This window comes from Vibrio sp. THAF64 (genome assembly GCF_009363455.1).
Taxonomy (GTDB): Bacteria; Pseudomonadota; Gammaproteobacteria; order Enterobacterales; family Vibrionaceae; genus Vibrio; species Vibrio coralliilyticus.
Window position 1 is genome coordinate 894,046 of sequence record NZ_CP045355.1, and the last position, 15,963, is coordinate 910,008.

The 15,963-nt window shown below is 46.7% G+C and carries 19 protein-coding genes; 10 read left to right on the forward strand and 9 right to left on the reverse strand.

The genetic code is table 11. The features are described from left to right. Positions 1-100: 100 nt before the first annotated feature. Together FIU99_RS04090 and queF are read right to left on the reverse strand one after the other, a co-directional pair. A complete protein-coding gene (locus FIU99_RS04090; RefSeq protein WP_152472042.1) occupies positions 101-2,371 on the reverse strand; it encodes a lipopolysaccharide assembly protein LapB in 2,271 nt (756 codons plus the stop codon). Positions 2,372-2,386: 15 nt separating this feature from the next. After that, positions 2,387-3,232 carry an NADPH-dependent 7-cyano-7-deazaguanine reductase QueF gene (queF, locus tag FIU99_RS04095; protein WP_006959548.1) on the reverse strand — a complete coding sequence of 282 codons (846 nt, stop codon included), beginning with the start codon at positions 3,230-3,232 and terminating at the stop codon, positions 2,387-2,389. 89 nt (positions 3,233-3,321) lie between these two features. On the opposite strand from queF, the gene syd reads away from it, so the two are divergent. Next, entirely contained in the window at positions 3,322-3,867 is a 546-nt protein-coding gene (syd, locus tag FIU99_RS04100; RefSeq protein WP_152472043.1) for a SecY-interacting protein, read from the forward strand. 2 nt (positions 3,868-3,869) lie between these two features. After that, positions 3,870-4,646, forward strand: coding sequence for a Zn-ribbon-containing protein (locus FIU99_RS04105; RefSeq protein ID WP_152472044.1), 777 nt, complete (start codon positions 3,870-3,872; stop codon positions 4,644-4,646). A gap of 29 nt (positions 4,647-4,675) precedes the next feature. Here FIU99_RS04105 and FIU99_RS04110 read toward each other — a convergent pair whose 3' ends face one another. From FIU99_RS04110 to FIU99_RS04125, 4 genes are read right to left on the reverse strand one after another with little or no spacing between them, the layout of a single operon-like run. After that, positions 4,676-4,846: a DUF2897 family protein gene (locus FIU99_RS04110; RefSeq protein ID WP_152472045.1), complete on the reverse strand. Its 171-nt coding sequence runs from the start codon at positions 4,844-4,846 to the stop codon at positions 4,676-4,678. Then, the gene (locus FIU99_RS04115) at positions 4,846-5,529 is read right to left on the reverse strand and encodes a M15 family metallopeptidase (protein WP_152472046.1); all 684 of its coding nucleotides are present in this window, start codon (positions 5,527-5,529) and stop codon (positions 4,846-4,848) included. The genes FIU99_RS04110 and FIU99_RS04115 overlap by 1 nt, the downstream gene beginning before the upstream one ends. A 2-nt stretch (positions 5,530-5,531) precedes the next feature. Beyond that, entirely contained in the window at positions 5,532-6,665 is a 1,134-nt protein-coding gene (gene dapE / locus FIU99_RS04120; RefSeq protein ID WP_152472047.1) for a succinyl-diaminopimelate desuccinylase, read from the reverse strand. A 17-nt stretch (positions 6,666-6,682) separates the two neighbouring features. After that, complete coding sequence (locus FIU99_RS04125) at positions 6,683-7,030, reverse strand: ArsC family reductase (RefSeq protein ID WP_006959542.1); 348 nt, start codon at positions 7,028-7,030, stop codon at positions 6,683-6,685. Positions 7,031-7,243: 213 nt separating this feature from the next. Between FIU99_RS04125 and FIU99_RS04130 the strand changes: the two genes are divergently transcribed. Beyond that, complete coding sequence (locus FIU99_RS04130) at positions 7,244-7,531, forward strand: helix-turn-helix domain-containing protein (protein ID WP_038161197.1); 288 nt, start codon at positions 7,244-7,246, stop codon at positions 7,529-7,531. On the opposite strand, the gene FIU99_RS04135 is transcribed toward FIU99_RS04130, so the two are convergent. Next, positions 7,528-7,881, reverse strand: a complete 354-nt coding sequence (locus tag FIU99_RS04135; RefSeq protein ID WP_019276178.1) for a DUF4156 domain-containing protein — start codon at positions 7,879-7,881, stop codon at positions 7,528-7,530. The genes FIU99_RS04130 and FIU99_RS04135 overlap by 4 nt on opposite strands. Continuing rightward, positions 7,865-8,209 carry a DUF2956 domain-containing protein gene (locus FIU99_RS04140; protein ID WP_152472048.1) on the reverse strand — a complete coding sequence of 115 codons (345 nt, stop codon included), beginning with the start codon at positions 8,207-8,209 and terminating at the stop codon, positions 7,865-7,867. Before FIU99_RS04140 ends, FIU99_RS04135 begins: the two co-directional genes overlap by 17 nt. A gap of 95 nt (positions 8,210-8,304) precedes the next feature. Here FIU99_RS04140 and FIU99_RS04145 point away from each other — a divergent pair, with 95 nt between their 5' ends. Further along, positions 8,305-8,844 (forward strand): tetratricopeptide repeat protein, encoded by a 540-nt coding sequence (locus tag FIU99_RS04145; RefSeq protein WP_006959538.1) that lies wholly within the window; start codon positions 8,305-8,307, stop codon positions 8,842-8,844. Positions 8,845-8,912: 68 nt separating this feature from the next. Here FIU99_RS04145 and nrfA read toward each other — a convergent pair whose 3' ends face one another. Continuing rightward, entirely contained in the window at positions 8,913-10,343 is a 1,431-nt protein-coding gene (gene nrfA, locus FIU99_RS04150; protein WP_006959537.1) for an ammonia-forming nitrite reductase cytochrome c552 subunit, read from the reverse strand. A gap of 475 nt (positions 10,344-10,818) precedes the next feature. Between nrfA and nrfB the strand changes: the two genes are divergently transcribed. Genes nrfB through FIU99_RS04180 form a run of 6 tightly spaced genes read left to right on the forward strand, consistent with a single transcriptional unit; the run spans position 10,819 to position 15,932 of the window. Next, on the forward strand, positions 10,819-11,409 hold the full coding sequence (gene nrfB, locus FIU99_RS04155; protein WP_006959536.1) for a cytochrome c nitrite reductase pentaheme subunit: 591 nt from the start codon (positions 10,819-10,821) through the stop codon (positions 11,407-11,409). Between the two features lies 1 nt (position 11,410). Further along, positions 11,411-12,100, forward strand: a complete 690-nt coding sequence (gene nrfC / locus FIU99_RS04160) for a cytochrome c nitrite reductase Fe-S protein (RefSeq protein ID WP_006959535.1) — start codon at positions 11,411-11,413, stop codon at positions 12,098-12,100. After that, positions 12,100-13,071 (forward strand): cytochrome c nitrite reductase subunit NrfD, encoded by a 972-nt coding sequence (gene nrfD / locus FIU99_RS04165; RefSeq protein WP_039951785.1) that lies wholly within the window; start codon positions 12,100-12,102, stop codon positions 13,069-13,071. Before nrfC ends, nrfD begins: the two co-directional genes overlap by 1 nt. 2 nt (positions 13,072-13,073) lie before the next feature. Then, positions 13,074-14,981 carry a heme lyase CcmF/NrfE family subunit gene (locus FIU99_RS04170; protein WP_006959533.1) on the forward strand — a complete coding sequence of 636 codons (1,908 nt, stop codon included), beginning with the start codon at positions 13,074-13,076 and terminating at the stop codon, positions 14,979-14,981. Then, entirely contained in the window at positions 14,959-15,492 is a 534-nt protein-coding gene (locus tag FIU99_RS04175; protein ID WP_152472049.1) for a DsbE family thiol:disulfide interchange protein, read from the forward strand. Before FIU99_RS04170 ends, FIU99_RS04175 begins: the two co-directional genes overlap by 23 nt. After that, positions 15,492-15,932, forward strand: coding sequence for a cytochrome c-type biogenesis protein (locus FIU99_RS04180; protein ID WP_006959531.1), 441 nt, complete (start codon positions 15,492-15,494; stop codon positions 15,930-15,932). Before FIU99_RS04175 ends, FIU99_RS04180 begins: the two co-directional genes overlap by 1 nt. The last annotated feature ends 31 nt before the right edge of the window (positions 15,933-15,963 follow it).

Here is a 15,963-nt window from a genome sequence, read left to right on the forward strand (position 1 = left end):
CTTATGAAGATAAGATCGAAGACGATCTTATTAATTAATCAAACGATAATAACAAATAAAATTACCGCGTCACGTTCAACACGGTCTGTTTGAGCAGCTTTTACTCATCTTTTAATAATTTTTTGATGCTCTCCTCATTCTTGTAAGAAGAGTGAACTTTTATCAGCCCCTGACTGATGGAATGTTTGCACGCTTTGCGAATATTACCGGTTGCTAGGCTGGCCGCAGGCGCATTCTCTATCGCTTTCAGATACACCCACTGGCTTGAATGTTCTTTCATACTCAAAGTACGAGCAGCGCTGGTCGACATGAGCAAAATATCCAGCAATTCTTTGTCATTGATTGCAGTGTAAGCACGAGGCAAAAACGGGTAATCGGCCATGCCCATACGAATGATATTATTTAGCCCATACTTCTGCGCAAATTCATCTACCCAGCTTTGAATCTTTTCAAACACCAGCTCCGGGTCGGCCATGCTATCACTGTTCGGCTCTATGTAGAGTAGGTTCGCATCAGAGAAATGATACACCCTTGCTGGGCGTTGTACCTTCCCTCTGAGGTACTGACCGAAGGCTTTCTCAATCTTGAGTCCATCTGAGTAGCCATGTTGTAAGTACATATTGCGCAGGAAGGGCACATCGATCATCACAAAGCGCAGTCGATCATTCAGTGGCTCGTGGATCAGTTCACCCACATGCCACTTTTCAAACTTGTGGCTGCTCGCTTCCAACGAGGCAGGCAGCTTGGCGTTGAGCATACGAAGGTTTTTTAGACCTGAGCGGGAGTGAGTATAGAGATCATCATTCAGTTCATCGATTTCATCTTTTTGCACACTCATGATGTGGCCACGGCGGAGTAAGAAAATAAACAGCAGTGCGCAGGTGACGAACAATGTAAACGAGATCTTCTGGAACTTGCGATATTCGTTTTCGGTTTGCTCCAGTTGCTGTTTCTGCCCCACGAGGTGCAGTGTCTGTTCAACAACGTCTTTCTGTTGTCGAAAGTCATCTTCGTTGATCAGATCCGATTCTTGCTGCTCAATATTCGCCAGCGCGTTGTATTGCTGGAGATATTGTAACGCGGCTTTGTAGTTGCCTAGTAGTTCATTACCTACGTTAAGCATCTGATAGGCATTTTTCTGTATCGAGAGATCTTCGAGCTCGACTGCGATGTCTAATGCTTTGGTGGCTTTGGCGACGACCTCTTGGGGATGCCTCTGATGTGAGGCTAAACCTGCCTCCAACAGCAACGCTTGTGCTTTGAGCTTTGGAATATCAACATAGCTCAGCAGCTCTTCGGCACGCTCAAGATATTGCTCGGCAAGAGGGAAGTTGACCAGTTGCAAGTAGGTGGCTGCCAGTGCGAGACGAATGGCGATGACGTTTTCAATATTATTCTGGATACGCTCGTGATCGATGGCATTGAAGTAGTGCACTAACGCGAGGTTGTATCTGCCCTGATGGTAATAGATATCGCCCATATGTTTGAGAATTGGAGGCAGAATCGGCGAGTTTTCATAGTTGTCGTAAAAATCGGCAGCTTGCGAAAAGTGATCCGTTGCTTTGTCCAGTACGCGTCGCTCGTAGAAAAGTTGTCCTAGTAGGCGATTCACTTCAGCCAGCTGTAGACCAGATGTATCTTCAATTGCGCTCCAGTAGCTGGTTAGCAGCTCTGATAGGGCTTTGTTGTAGATCTTATGAGCCAGAAAGTGCTTGCCCAAGGCGATATGGTAGGCAATGACGGTGTGCTTATTATTCGACTGTTCGATATAAGGGATCACGTCCTCGTACAACTGATTGGCGAGCTCGATCTGGCCTTCAGCAGATGCGATATCTGCTTTGAGCATTGTCAGCTGATAATTGAGCCCCTTAGCCAGTTGTTCTGGATTCTGGATGGCATTAAACGCTTGCTCAACCTCCGCAATATCCTTTCTAGCGGTTTCTGCATCACCATCGATTTGCCAGCGCAAGCGAATTTCGAGCAATCGTAAATCAAGACGTAAGTATGGGAGGCGATACTTGGATGTCAGTGCTTTGGCTTCATGCAGATATTTCAGCGCTGCATCGGTATTACCCAAGTTGAATTCAGCACGGGCAAGAATTTTCAGTGCGTCGATGGTACCGCCGGGCGTTCGCACTCGGCTATCGGAGTCATCACGGGAAATCGCCGACGGGCTTTTTTCGGTTTGGTCGGTCAGTTTGCGCTGAGCGAGATAACTGGTCGCAAGCTGTTTGGACTGTTTTGGCACAATATCTACCAAGGTACTGGCTTCATTGAGCATGGCCGATGAATACACGGTTGACGCCATCACTTGAGATGATAGCAACAAAACCAATAGTCCAAACAAACGTTCCCAGCGCAAAATCTGCATTCTGTAGTCCAATCCTTATTGACGTGCCATACGTTGGTTATGAGTAGGCAGAGCCTGCTCGGTTGAACGGTAAGGGTTGATATCCAGACCACCGCGGCGCGTGTATCGAGCGTACACGGTTAGCTTTTCTGGCTGACAGTATTTCATAATGTCAGTGAAAATACGTTCGACGCACTGCTCATGGAACTCATTGTGTTCACGGAATGACACTAGGTAGCGTAACAGAGCTTCACGATTGATTTTTTGACCCTGATACTGAATCTCTACACTGCCCCAATCTGGCTGGTTAGTGATCAGACAGTTGGATTTGAGAAGATGGCTATGCAGACTTTCCGAGACGTGTTCTTGTTCGGCGGCACCTTCTAGCAAGCTGGTATCAAACTCGTAGCTCTCAATCTCAATATCCTGATCATCAATGCAGTCACCGTCCATTGTCACGACCACACTGTCGGTATAGTCGACGACAGAACGAATAGTGACTGAAACCTCTTCACCTGCACAGTGGGAGAGATCCTTCGCTAATGTTTGTTCAACCTGATCCCATGAGCTAAAGCGGGTTTGGTTAAAGCTGTTGAGGTACAACTTAAAGGACTTGGATTCAATCAGGTTAGCACTGGTCGCAGGAATCGACACGTCGCCAATGGCTACCTGTGGCAGGCCTTTCTCGTTCAACCAAGACAGCTCGTACAGTGTCCAGATATCACAGCCCTGAAATGGCAACTCATCACCCAGATTCAGGTCATCGCGGTTTAAGCTGCGTGGCACAGGTTGAAGTAAAGAAGCGTCGTATTGGTTGGCGTATTCGGTTTTTTGACCGAGCGTTAATCCCGCCAGTTCCTTTGCGTCAGAATATTTGCTCATACTTTGCATAGATTTGGATTAGAATGGCGAGAATTTTACGCAATCCTGTCGTTAAAAGCGAACATTCGAAGACTCAATTGGAGAATCTAATGGCTGAAACTGCCTTGCAAGCGCTGCGCTCGTTCAGTGAAAAGTACCGTCAGAGCTGTCTTGACACCCATGGACATTTGCCAAGAAGCGAAGAGCTGGTGGATCTCGTGTCACCTTGCGTTGAAGCAAAGCAAACTCATCATGTTGAATGGCAGGCATATGAGCGTGAGCATCCAGCGGATTTCACTAATGTTGAAAACGGTATCGAACTGACACTCCATCAAGACATTAAAACCTTCTATGGTTCGCAGTACAGTGCGGATATGGAGGCGACTTGGAATGGGAACGAGCTGACGCTACTTCAGGTATGGAGTGATGAAGATTTTGTTCGTTTGCAGGAAAACATTCTTGGTCACCTAGTCACTCAGCGTCGACTTAAACTGAAGCCCACGGTTTTCATCGCAGCAACTGATGCGGAATTGGACGTGATTTCCATTTGTAACCTGACGGGTAACGTTATTCTCGAACGATTAGGTACTGATAAACGCGATGCTCTTGCAGAGAATGTAGCGGAGTTTTTGGCTAACCTAGAGCCAGCGGTATAACCATGTACGTTGTTGAATTACAGTTTGAGTGTTTTGATAACACCACTATTTCTGCTGTCGATAAAGCGATTAATGGCCTGATGGATGCGTTGCGTTATAACGGTCAGGTACTTGGACGTGAGTTCCCTATCGTGATGGGGGAAGGGGAATTTTTTGTTCGGGTAGTATGTCCTGAGCAGGAAAGCTTGCACCCTAAATACCATTCGGATTTTGTTAACGTCTGCATCGAACGTTTGGCAGAGGCGTGCTTACTGGCGCCTAAGGCTCGTTTACTTGGACGAGATTTGAATTCAGAGCAAGCCGCTGAAGAAACAACTCCTGAATGGCAAGTGCTCTACACCACATATGTGCATACCTGTTCGCCTTTGCGCAGTGGTGAAAGCTTGTTACCAATTCCTCTTTATCGTAATGGCCCGACACTCAATGGCGACCATAAAGCGGTCATCAAATGGCAGACTGAGTGGCAGGCGTGCGATGAAATCCAGATGGCTGGTGCTTGCCGAGCGGAACATGCGGCATTACATGAAATTTGTGATGCCAACAGTGTCCTTTTCAAGCGTGGTTGGGATTTGCGTGGTCGAATCGAGTATGTGACGGAAATTCCAACCTATTACTATCAATACCGAGTTGGTGGCAAAAGTCTGACAGATGAAAAACAGCGTAAATGCCCTAAGTGCGACGGAGAGTGGTTATTGGATGAACCACTGCATGACATTTTCCATTTTAAGTGCGATGAATGCCGAATTGTCTCCAATATTTCTTGGAATCACATCAAATAGTGCATCTTAAATGAAAAAGACCCGTGTTATTACGGGTCTTTTTTTTCCTCTTGCTCAGTGGGTTTTTCGTCCTGAGAGCGAGCTTTTTTGTCCGTTTGTCCAAACTTCATTTTGGCTGTGTACTTCAGTGCAGCAATATTACCTATGATGACACTCAAGACGATAAAGATGATCACCCAAGGGTTGGTGAGTAGTTCCATTAATCCACCTCATTGGAGATATTGGTGACAAATTGATTGTAGATCGTTTCGAGATTCGACAACACCACTTCCTCACCCTGTATTCCACTGTTTATCAGCTCTTTTTGAAGTGTCTCCAGATTAAGCTGGGATAAACAAGACGATGCGGTTGCATTATGACTAATGTGCCATGGCTCTGCTGCGACACCGCCCTGATCTTTTGCATATGGAAAAAAGAAACCAAATTCAGTCAGAGACTCCCTAAGCCAGCGATAAAAATCTGCCTGATGGCCTGTTAGGTATTCCCATGGCTCAAGCTGCAACTGGATGTCTTGAGGTAGACTGCTGCGATCAAATACATCGAAGTCACACCCCCAGTGATGCCGGCTGGCGCCTGGAAGTGCAGACCAACGTAAGATAGCCATAATCTTTTCTGAATCAGAAAGTCGTTGGCTATCTAGAGGTTGGCTGTTTTGATCAAGAATGGCTGTTTGACCAGCCATCTTTCTGTTCCAGATAGCTTTCTGGCGCTCAAAATCGCGGAAACCGCTGGCAATATTGAGGTTGAAACCAGCCTGAGCAGCAGCTTGTCGCAAAGATTGTAAATCGTTTTCAACATTAGGGTGAACTGCGAAAACCTTCTGACCAAACATAGTGTCAGTCAGGTGAGTTGAAACTTTGCCAGTCAGCTGCTCAGGGGTCATGTTCACGCCAGAAGGTTCTCCAGAGTTTTCTGATACATCTTGGTCAGCTTCTCAAGGTCGTCCACTTTCACGCACTCGTTCACCTTGTGGATGGTCGCGTTAACTGGGCCTAACTCCACTACCTGACCACCCATACGTGCAATGAAGCGACCATCGGATGTGCCTCCGGTGGTGAGTAGGGCTGGTTTGGTTTGATTAACGGTATCAACGGCGTCAACCACAGCGTCGAGAAGTGCGCCAGTATCAGTCAGGAATGGGTCGCCGTTGAAGGTCCACTTAAGCTCGTAGTCTAAGTCGTGTTTATCAAGAGTATCAGTGACGCGCTTAACGATCATGTCGTTGTTAAGCTCGGTACTGAAACGCAGGTTAAACTGAACATTGAACTCGCCCGGGATCACGTTAGATGCACCAGTGCCCGCATGCACATTCGGGATCTGGAAGCTGGTAGGTGGGAAGTAGTCATTGCCTTTGTCCCACTCGGTTGACGCCAATTCATGAATCGCCATCAGCGACTGGTGAACGGGGTTCTTAGCTAAATGCGGGTAAGCTACGTGACCTTGAACACCTTTAACGGTTAAGTCTCCGGTGATAGAACCTCGACGACCATTTTTCACTACGTCACCGACGAGTTCAGTACTTGATGGCTCGCCGACAATACACATATCGATGTTTTCGTCGCGCGCCATTAGGGTTTCGACAACACGGACTGTACCATTGATAAATGGGCCTTCTTCGTCCGAAGTAATTAGAAAGCCAATTGAACCTTTATGGTCAGGGTGTTCGGCAATGAACTGCTCAACAGCAACAATCATACTTGCTAGAGAGCCTTTCATATCGGCGGCTCCGCGACCATGTAGATAGCCGTCAACCATAGTCGGTTCGAATGGAGGCGTATCCCATAGCTCGACATTGCCCGCTGGCACAACATCAGTGTGACCAGCAAACGCAAACAGCGGTGCTTCTGTGCCACGACGTGCCCAGAAGTTTGTGGTGTCTTCAAACACCATCACTTCAATTTCAAATCCTAAAGCTTTCAGGCGTTCAATCATCACATCCTGACAACCTGCATCCACAGGTGTTACCGATTGGCGGCTAATTAAGTCTTTTGCAAGCGCCAAAGTAGGGCTGTCTGTCATCCTTGAATTCCTTTTGCTTAAGAGAAAATGGCTGAGTATTGATCGGCTTTAAAGCCAAGATGGTAGTCATCACCAGAGACTAAAATTGGGCGTTTGATCATCGCCGGTTGCTCTACCAGCAGATCAATGGCGTTGGCTTCGTTCAGGCTGTCTTTCTGTTCCTGAGTTAGCTGACGAAAAGTCGTGCCGCGTTTGTTAAGCACATTTTCCCAGCCTAGTTGCTGGCAAAATGTTTCAACCATTTGTTTATCAACGCCCTGTTTACGGTAGTCATGGAATTGGAATTCCACACCTTCTGCTTCCAGCCATTTTTTGGCTTTTTTGATGGTATCGCAGTTCGGAATTCCGTACATGGTGATTGTCATAGTTAAACCTTTGAGAGTGACTTATATAAAGTTATTAGAAGCTTTTTGGCATCCTAGCAGGAACTGTAATCAGAGACAAAAGTGTCTCAGATATATTTCATCTGACAAAAAAAATGTGTTTCAAAAGTTGAGGATCGATGAGTTATTGATCAAACGCAACACACCGCATAGCAAAACAGAAATAATGACTCTAGAAATTTATAGGAGGTATCAATGGAATTGAGTCCTGTTTTTGCAAGGCGCTTATATTTAGCATTACTGGTCCAAAATCTCGATAGGCCGAATGTGCCAAAACTGATTGAGAAAACGGGCTGGCCACGCCGGACGATTCAAGACGTAATCAAAGCTCTGCCTGGTATTGGCATCGAACTGATGTTCATTCAAGATGGCCGCAGACACAACGATGGGTATTATCAGTTGTCTGACTGGGGGCCTTTTGACAGCCAGTGGGTATTAGACAGAGAAGCGGACATTGCCGCTAGTCTAGGGTTTTGTGCCTAACGGCCTGTTGGGCAGTTATAGGCACTACCCAGTATGGTAAAAGATGTCGTGAAGTCTTGTGGCGACATCATATAAACGGTATTCGCGCCAAGTTGACTGGCGCGATTTTTTATCTGATTAACCGCTCCCTGAACCATGACATCGTTAGGGTAGAACAGGTAGGTATACCAGTGTCCTTCACTGCCAGTCAGATCGCCCTGCCACTGACAGTTCGCGGGATCGAAACTGCTGTCCATTCTGATCTGGACGCTGCTGGCATCCTTATTGAGTTGAGAGATTGGGGTTGTGCAGCCTGCGAGTAAAGTAATCGGCAAAGCGATGAAGCATAGCTGACTAAATTTGAGTGACATAAATAATAAAACCAATCCAACTGAGGGCTAATAATGCCCATGGTAGCATATTGGTTTTTGCTTGCGCTTCTACTGTGGTCACTGTTTCAGCTTCTGGCTGCGCGATGGCAGAGCGTTGGGCTTGTTTGGCTTTTTGCGCTTTTTTCTTGGCTTTATCCGCTTGACGAGCCTTATCTTTGTGTTGCTTTTTGTACTGAGCGATGCCTTTTTCTATTCCCTGAGCAATCAACTTAGTCTGTTCTTTAGTTTGGCCCGGTTTCTGTGTCGCTTTGGCGATTTTCATCGCTTCTTGTTGTGTTTCCTGAGAAGGAACGACTTTATTTTTCATGAGGGTTGTTACCGCGAGATCAAAGATAGCGTTATCTTAACACGATATAATTCTGCCTATCATTGAAGTTATTCCTTTGTCGATGGAACGGATAAATGAAGCGTATCTTGGTGACCAGTTTAGTCATTTCACTCCCCGTGTTTTTGTGGCTACGGGGTGAAGCGCCACAACCTCAACAACCTGTGCTTTCTGCTCAAACTCATGATGCGTGGATGCAAGATATCCAGAATCAGCTTAAACAGGATCCCAATCAGGCGGAGTTGTGGTTTCAACTGGGACACGGTTATCTGAATAAACAGGACTTTTCCTCGGCACTCACTTGTTTCGATTATGCGATTCGCCTAAGTCCGGAAGCTAGCGCCAATCAGTTTGCTGCCAAAGCGACTGCGCTTTATTTCGAACGATCTCAGCGTATGACTGATGAGGTGAATCATCTACTGGCAAAGGCACTGGAGTTGGATGCCAGTAATGTGACGGCTCTGACCTTAATTGCCAATGATCATTTCATCAGTTTTCGCTATCAAGAGGCCATCGATACTTGGACTCAACTGTTGGACTCTCAGCGTCAGGATATCGACCGAGTTGCCGTAATTCATTCGCTTAATCAAGCAAAAGCCATGTTAGACCGAGAATAAATCGACGGCGCGTCTTGAAAACAAAAAAACCTCCCGTGTCAGGGAGGTTTTTTATTAGTAGTGAGTGTCTAGTACGTCGCCTCTTCGCGTTTCTGGGCGGATTTTTCCCACTCCGGCACAACCGTTTTAAGGAAATGTTGTTTATCGCTGTTCATTTTTTCCATGTCCATGCCAAGAGCCTGCTGGGCTTTGGCCTTAGTCGAAATGTCCGGCAGTTCAACGGGCTCTGTTACGCCTTTGGTTGCGAGTAAGCGCACCAATTTTGTACGGGCATCCGCCGCACGGTCGACCGCTGTACCTAACACTTCAAGTGCCACTTCTGGCGCATGCATGTGAATACCATGAGAGGCGATCGCGTAGTCCCAACGCCACTGAGCATGACGAATATCCTGAAGAATGTCTTTCATTTCATCTTCAGTCGCGCCAGCTTTCCATGCTGCTCCAGCTTCAAAGTGTGCGGCGACGATCTGCTTCTCTGCCGTAAGCTTCATGTTGAGTACCTGAGCTTTGCGCGATGAAACGATGTTCTTCAATTGATCTTTGCTTTGCGTATGGCAGTTGGCACAGGTGTCTTCAAAGCGGTCAAAGGGGTTACCCACTTTATGATCGGTATAGATGGTGCCATCTTCTTTGGTGACTTTTGGCATATGGCAGTCCACACAGGCAACTTTGTTCTTACCATGAATGCCGTCACGCCAGGTTTCATAGCCAGGGTGCTGTGCTTTCAACATCGGTGCTTTCGATACTTTATGCGTCCAGTCTTTGAAGCCAATAGAGTCATAGTACTCTTCCATTGCCGCGACGTTGGTGCCTTTATCCCAAGGGAACTTGACCGATTTTTTGGGCCCAGTGAAGTAGTATTCGACGTGACATTGGGCACAGACTGTCGCTTGTTGGTCGAGGCGTGACTGTTCTTCAAAAGGTTTGTCGATAGCTTGGAAAGCACGTTCTACATAGGGCTTAGTTATAGCTAAAGCGGGCTCGCCATTTTTGAATGATTCACTGCGGGTATCATGGCAGTCAGCACAGCCAATTGGGTTAACGATCTGATCGCCAAGTCGTGCCCATTTGCCATCGAAATAGCCGTCTTCGCCACGTTCATCGATCACTCGGCCTACATCAGGGCTTTTACAACTCCAGCAAGCCATCGGCATTGGGCCTGATTTTTCGTCACTTGGAGCGCCAGTCCTCAGTGTTTGGCGCACGTCGTCAATGGCATAAAAGTGGCCGCGGGCTTTATTGTAGTCTTTGGCAAAGCCATAACCTGCCCACATGATGACCATATTGGGGTCATCGGCGAGAGCATCTTCAATATGGTCACTTTCTGATGTTTCTTTCCAAGATTGGTACTGATCAGGGTGATGTTGTTCATAGGCCTGATTTCGCGGATCGATAAGGCCTTTTTCATCAGATGCAGCAACGCTGGTGGTACTGATAACAGTACCCGCCAATATTACTATTGCTGCAACGGATTTTGGTATCCAGTGCAATTTATTCACAGTGCTATCTCCATAATTCTGTTTTATTAGCAGCGTTGTGAACTGGCTAATTCCAAATTAAGAATTGGAGAACTGAAATAAATTGTAATAAAAGGAAATATTTGTAAAAACTCACGAATAACCCTTCATTGCTTTAGATCAATTTAGGTCAGTGATCTGGCTCAAAGTTGATTTTTAATAACCCTAAAGGGGTAGGCTTATTGTTAGGTATGGATAATGAAATTCATTATCATCAATGACTTATGGCTATTAACCATGTATAAAATAAGGTGATAAGGATCGAGGTTTTGTGCAAAAAATCTACTACTAAAGAGTAGGCTGAGTAAAATGTAATCGATAGCGTTGTGGCTTTTCCAAAAATAAGAATTGATCTCATTTAGTGGTGATTTAAATACCGCTAAAGGGCATTGGTTTTGACCAGACTGTTTATTTTGAGCGTGGCTCAAAATCTGTTCTGGAATAAGGAAAGGATAAAATGGGCAATATAAAGTTGGCCATAGTCATAATGCTGAAAACCATTCTTGCATTCTGCCTCTATGGCTATTCTCTTCATGCCGTTGCTGCTGATTCTTCTGCCCCTACAGCCGAAGAAAGCTCGACTCGTCATGAAGTTACGCTTATCCGGGACAAAGATTACAAATGTATTCAATGTCATAAGGATTCCAAAGAATCACTTCAGCAATCTCATGGTGAAAATGCTCATGAGATTCTAGGTCGTGAAGTGAATTGTACTAACTGTCATAGCAACATCGGGCCTGACCACCGTGAAGGTGCTCCGCAAGTCATCAAGTACTCATCTGCACAATCTCAGCAGGGAACAGACAAAACCTACCTAGACCCTGACGCCATTTTGAAGGCCAATAGCCAGTGTACTGATTGTCATAAGCCGAAGTATCTGCGTGAAGATAGCTGGACACATGATGTGCATGCCAAAAACCTCACCTGCTCTAACTGTCATGATGTTCATGCCAGTAAAGCAAAAGTCCTTGGTTTGGAGCGCAAGCAGAAAATCAAGCTGTGTGTCGACTGTCATTCAGACTTCAATCAGTTGAAAGAGGAGCAATGATATGAGTTGTTCTAGACGAAATTTTTTAACTGGTGCTGGCGCCTTGATTATGACCACAGGCGTAGCCGGGACTGCGATGATCAGCAGTCGTAAGACGTTAGCAAATGTCGAACAGGTCGATGACAAGCTCTATGGCATGATTCACGATGAGACCGCCTGTATCGGTTGTACCGCTTGTACTGAAGCTTGTCGCGAGGTCAACAAGGTACCAGAAGGGGTGTCGAGACTGGAAATCATTCGTAGCGAGCCACAAGGCGAATTTCCTGATGTGGAATATCGCTTTACCCGTAAATCTTGCCAGCACTGTGAAAACCCACCTTGTGTGTATGTTTGCCCGACGGGCGCAGCATATAAAGATGAGAAGACAGGCATTGTCGATGTGGATAAAGACAAGTGTGTCGGCTGTGGTTACTGCCTTGCCGCGTGCCCTTATCAAGTGCGCTTTTTCAATCCCGAAGACCATTCCGCAGACAAGTGCAATTTCTGTCGTGATACCAATCTTGCCGAGGGCAAATTACCCGCCTGTGTAGAATCTTGCCCGACCAAAGCCTTGGTGTTTGGCGATCTCAACGATCCGCAGAGTCAAATCAATCAAGTGTTAAGTAACCATGTGGTCTATCGCGATAAAGCGCACTTAGGTACCAAGCCTAAGTTGTACAAGATCCCACACAACAAAGGGGAGGTTTCATGATGAACGGTATTGAAACGGCTTTCCATTTCGATTCATTGGTCTGGGACTGGATCATTGCCATTTACTTGTTTCTTGCGGGAATGTCCGCTGGGGCTGTGATGATTGGCTTGTATCTCAAACGCCGCGTAATTGAAGGTGACCCTGCCAATAACGGCATCCTTAAAGCCGTCGCTTGGCTGGCTCCCTTTGGCATTATTGCCGGTTTGACCATATTGATTTTCCACCTCACCAAACCTTTGTCGTTCTGGAAGATTATGATCTACTACAATCCGTCTTCAGTCATGTCGATGGGGGTAATTCTCTTCCAAGTTTATATGGCGGTCTTATTCGTTTGGATTGGTGTGATTTTCCGCCACCAGATCATACAGTTCTGCGAAGGCAAGCTTCCGGGTGGGCTATTAGACTGGGTTGATGGTGTGTTGATAAAAGTCGGTAAGATAAACAACCCTGTCGAGTTGTTTCTGGGTGTGTTGGCGATATTGCTTGCGGCTTACACTGGTTTTCTGCTCTCTGCACTGAAAACTTACCCGATGCTGAACAACCCTGTGTTGCCGATCCTGTTCCTGTTTTCCAGCCTTTCTTCGGGCGCAGCGGCATGTTTGTTGTTTGGCATTCTAGTGTTCAAAGAATCGGCACACAGCCCAAGTGTCCGTTGGGTGCATGGGTTTGAACGTCCGGTTGTGTTATTCGAACTGTTTGTGTTGGTGACCTTCTTTACTGGCCTGATATTCAGTGGCGGTCAGAATGAAGTGGCGGCTTGGAATGCGATCGGGGGAGGCTTCTGGTCAAACTGGTTCTGGTTTGGCGTTGTGTTGATTGGGATGTTACTGCCGCTGACTCTCAATGCCGTTACGCCAAACGAAGTGCGCCATAACGGCAGTTACATCTTCATAGTGACAACGCTGAGTTTGGTCGGGGTACTGATGTTACGTACCTTTATTCTCTACGCCGGTCAGATGACGGTGGTGTAAGCATGTGGGGAGAGATAGGACATTTTGCTCTGATATGGGTTGCTGTTTCGAGTTCAGTTTGCGCTGTAGTCTGGGCGCGGCAGCACTATTTTGATCAAGGTGCAACGTTCTCTCTGATATGGCCTGTCAGGCTCAACGCAGCAATGGCTTCGTTGAGTCTGATTGTTCTGGCGATTTTGTTTGCCTCTGACCGATTTGAATTCGAGTACGTGGCCACTCACTCTAATATTGAGCTACCACCACTCTTCAAGCTGGCTGCTGTGTGGGGAGGCCATCAAGGTTCCATGCTGTTTTGGGTGTTTACACTCAACTTGTGGGCAGGTTTGATTTCATTTATTCGTCATTCTAATGGGCGATATATCGCCCATGTTCTGTGGATCATGACATTGTTTATTGCAGCGTTTTCATGGTTTACCTTACTCTCTTCAAATCCGTTTGTTTACGCTCAAACCTTGTTAACTCAGGGGCGCGATCTCAATCCTATGCTTCAGGACGTGGGGCTGATTTTTCATCCTCCGCTGTTGTACCTTGGCTACATTGGTTATTCCACTGTACTGGCATTTGCGTTGGCGGCGTTGATGCAAAAACCGTATGACAACCAATGGGTCACACTATGTAAACCTTGGGCGATATCTGCGTGGGCATTTCTCACGCTTGGGATACTGGTCGGTTCATGGTGGGCCTACAATGAGTTAGGCTGGGGAGGATGGTGGTTCTGGGATCCAGTTGAGAGTGCATCATTGTTGCCTTGGCTGACGGGGACAGCTTTGCTGCATAGTATGGTGGCCTCTAGGCGCCATCAGCAGTTGATGGTCTGGACGTTGATCTTAGCTTCGGTGACATTCAGCCTTAGTATTCTCGGTACCTTTATCGTCCGCTCGGGAGTATTGACCTCGGTGCATGCCTTTGCGGTTGACCCGGGAAAAGGCATTGCGCTTCTTGGTATTTTGGCTGTTACCTTGTTCGCCTCTTTTGCCCTTTTAATTGACCGAGGGGAGACCATACGAAGCCAAAAGTTGACGGCTATTATCAGCCGATCTTATCTCGTGCTTCTTGCGATTGGCCTGCTGGTGATCGCCACGTTTACTGTTTTCCTTGGTACTTTTTACCCCATGGTTTATGAGTTGCTGCAACTGGGAACAATATCAGTTGGCGCCCCCTATTTTAATACATTGCTTCTACCTTTATCGGCTCTGGCGCTAACGGCAATGGGCTGGGCTCCTTTTCTGAGTTGGCAATCAGGGCTGGTGAACTCATGGCAACGGATGGTCGTGTTTTTTGTCTCCTCATTCTTTGTCGGTGCAATGTTGTATTTTTGGCAGGTGGAAACGTGGTCATTCGCAGTCATGTTGATTTGGGGGCTGGCGTGCTGGGTGGTGTTTAGCCATCTGTGGTGGGCTGTCCGTTTAGGTAAGCTCAATTTTATGCTCTTGGCTCATATCGGGTTGGCTATCGGCGCGATAGGGTGTGTTATGAATGCGGAGCACTCATCTCAGCTAACTCGCAAACTTGGTCCAGGAATGTCAGCAGAGTTTCGCGATTGGCAAGTTGAGTATCTGCAAACGGAGTGGCGTGTAGATAAAAACTTCACGGCAGAGCAAGCACAGCTGCGTTTTACTGATGCTGAAGGTCGAGCGTTTGAGCTCAAACCTGAGCGTCGCCATTATCCCGTTCGAGTCATGAACATGAGCGAGCCTGCGATTCACACGACTTGGCTTGGAGATTATTATGTGACACTTGCTGCCAAAGTCGACGGGCACAGCTACGCGGTCAAAATTCAGTACAAAGCATACATCTGGTGGATCTGGGGTGGGGGATTATTGGCGACGTTTGCTGCATTTTTGCCTCTTATCACCAAACTTTCGCCGAGAATAGTGAGAACAAAATATGGCGTCGTCCAAAAAGTCTAAATTCATCGTCCTTTGCGTCTCGCTGTTAGTGTTTATCCTAATCCTCGGGGCGGCACTGAGTGAAGACACTTCCAACTCAGGCAGTCACGCTGTTCGAAAATTTCCAGTGAACGAGGTTGAGTTACTGGCTGGGAATGAACGGGTTCAGGCTAAGGCGTTATTCCAGTCAGAGTATCAACTGGTTAATGTCTGGGCATCGTGGTGCAGTATTTGCCGTGCGGAACATGATTTTCTTAATCAATTGAGTGAGCAAGGCATTGCTGTGATCGGACTTAACTACAGAGACCAAGCAAAGGCAGCAAACCAGTATCTGGCTCAATTGGGTGACCCTTATCAAACGGTGATCTACGATCCTCAAGGGGAGTTATCTATCGATCTGGGTGTGGTTGGCACCCCCGAGACATATCTTATCAATCAGGCCGGGGAAATTGTGTATAAACACTCAGGGCTGCTCAACCCTAATATCTGGAAGGAGCAATTTGCCCGCTTCTTTACTGAGGAGAAGAGTTGATGAGAGCGCTTTATTACTTGATCCTGTTGCTGTTTGTTCAGAGTAGTTACGCGGGTGATGAAGAGCTATTTGTTGCGGTTTCAGAACAGCAAATATCCCAAGTTGAGTTGTTTGAGTTTACCTCTCCAGAGTTACACGAAAAAGCGTTACGTTTGGCTAAGTCCTTGCGTTGCCCGCAGTGTCAAAATCAAAATCTGATCGAATCCAACTCCCCCATAGCAAAAGACTTGCGTCTGATTGTTTTCAATAAGATCAATCAAGGGGAGAGTGAGCAGGAAGTGAAGGACTTCATGACGGCGCGCTACGGCGAATTTGTGTTATATCAGCCTGAGTTTACCGTCCGCAATGCTCTGCTTTGGTTCGCGCCGATCTTATTACTTCTGATGTTTATCACTTTATCAATAAGGCGAGTGCGGGTGAACTCTAACAATATCGGATGAGTTTTATAGGTAATATCTGATAGAAAAATAC

Bases quoted from the DNA above. Each gene is read 5' to 3' on its own strand.
- FIU99_RS04090 (WP_152472042.1), bottom strand. From the start codon at position 2,371: ATGCAGATTTTGCGCTGGGAACGTTTGTTTGGACTATTGGTTTTGTTG.
- queF (WP_006959548.1), bottom strand. From the start codon at position 3,232: ATGAGCAAATATTCTGACGCAAAGGAACTGGCGGGATTAACGCTCGGT.
- syd (WP_152472043.1), top strand. From the start codon at position 3,322: ATGGCTGAAACTGCCTTGCAAGCGCTGCGCTCGTTCAGTGAAAAGTAC.
- FIU99_RS04105 (WP_152472044.1), top strand. From the start codon at position 3,870: ATGTACGTTGTTGAATTACAGTTTGAGTGTTTTGATAACACCACTATT.
- FIU99_RS04110 (WP_152472045.1), bottom strand. From the start codon at position 4,846: ATGGAACTACTCACCAACCCTTGGGTGATCATCTTTATCGTCTTGAGT.
- FIU99_RS04115 (WP_152472046.1), bottom strand. From the start codon at position 5,529: ATGACCCCTGAGCAGCTGACTGGCAAAGTTTCAACTCACCTGACTGAC.
- dapE (WP_152472047.1), bottom strand. From the start codon at position 6,665: ATGACAGACAGCCCTACTTTGGCGCTTGCAAAAGACTTAATTAGCCGC.
- FIU99_RS04125 (WP_006959542.1), bottom strand. From the start codon at position 7,030: ATGACAATCACCATGTACGGAATTCCGAACTGCGATACCATCAAAAAA.
- FIU99_RS04130 (WP_038161197.1), top strand. From the start codon at position 7,244: ATGGAATTGAGTCCTGTTTTTGCAAGGCGCTTATATTTAGCATTACTG.
- FIU99_RS04135 (WP_019276178.1), bottom strand. From the start codon at position 7,881: ATGTCACTCAAATTTAGTCAGCTATGCTTCATCGCTTTGCCGATTACT.
- FIU99_RS04140 (WP_152472048.1), bottom strand. From the start codon at position 8,209: ATGAAAAATAAAGTCGTTCCTTCTCAGGAAACACAACAAGAAGCGATG.
- FIU99_RS04145 (WP_006959538.1), top strand. From the start codon at position 8,305: ATGAAGCGTATCTTGGTGACCAGTTTAGTCATTTCACTCCCCGTGTTT.
- nrfB (WP_006959536.1), top strand. From the start codon at position 10,819: ATGGGCAATATAAAGTTGGCCATAGTCATAATGCTGAAAACCATTCTT.
- nrfC (WP_006959535.1), top strand. From the start codon at position 11,411: ATGAGTTGTTCTAGACGAAATTTTTTAACTGGTGCTGGCGCCTTGATT.
- nrfD (WP_039951785.1), top strand. From the start codon at position 12,100: ATGAACGGTATTGAAACGGCTTTCCATTTCGATTCATTGGTCTGGGAC.
- FIU99_RS04170 (WP_006959533.1), top strand. From the start codon at position 13,074: ATGTGGGGAGAGATAGGACATTTTGCTCTGATATGGGTTGCTGTTTCG.
- FIU99_RS04175 (WP_152472049.1), top strand. From the start codon at position 14,959: ATGGCGTCGTCCAAAAAGTCTAAATTCATCGTCCTTTGCGTCTCGCTG.
- FIU99_RS04180 (WP_006959531.1), top strand. From the start codon at position 15,492: ATGAGAGCGCTTTATTACTTGATCCTGTTGCTGTTTGTTCAGAGTAGT.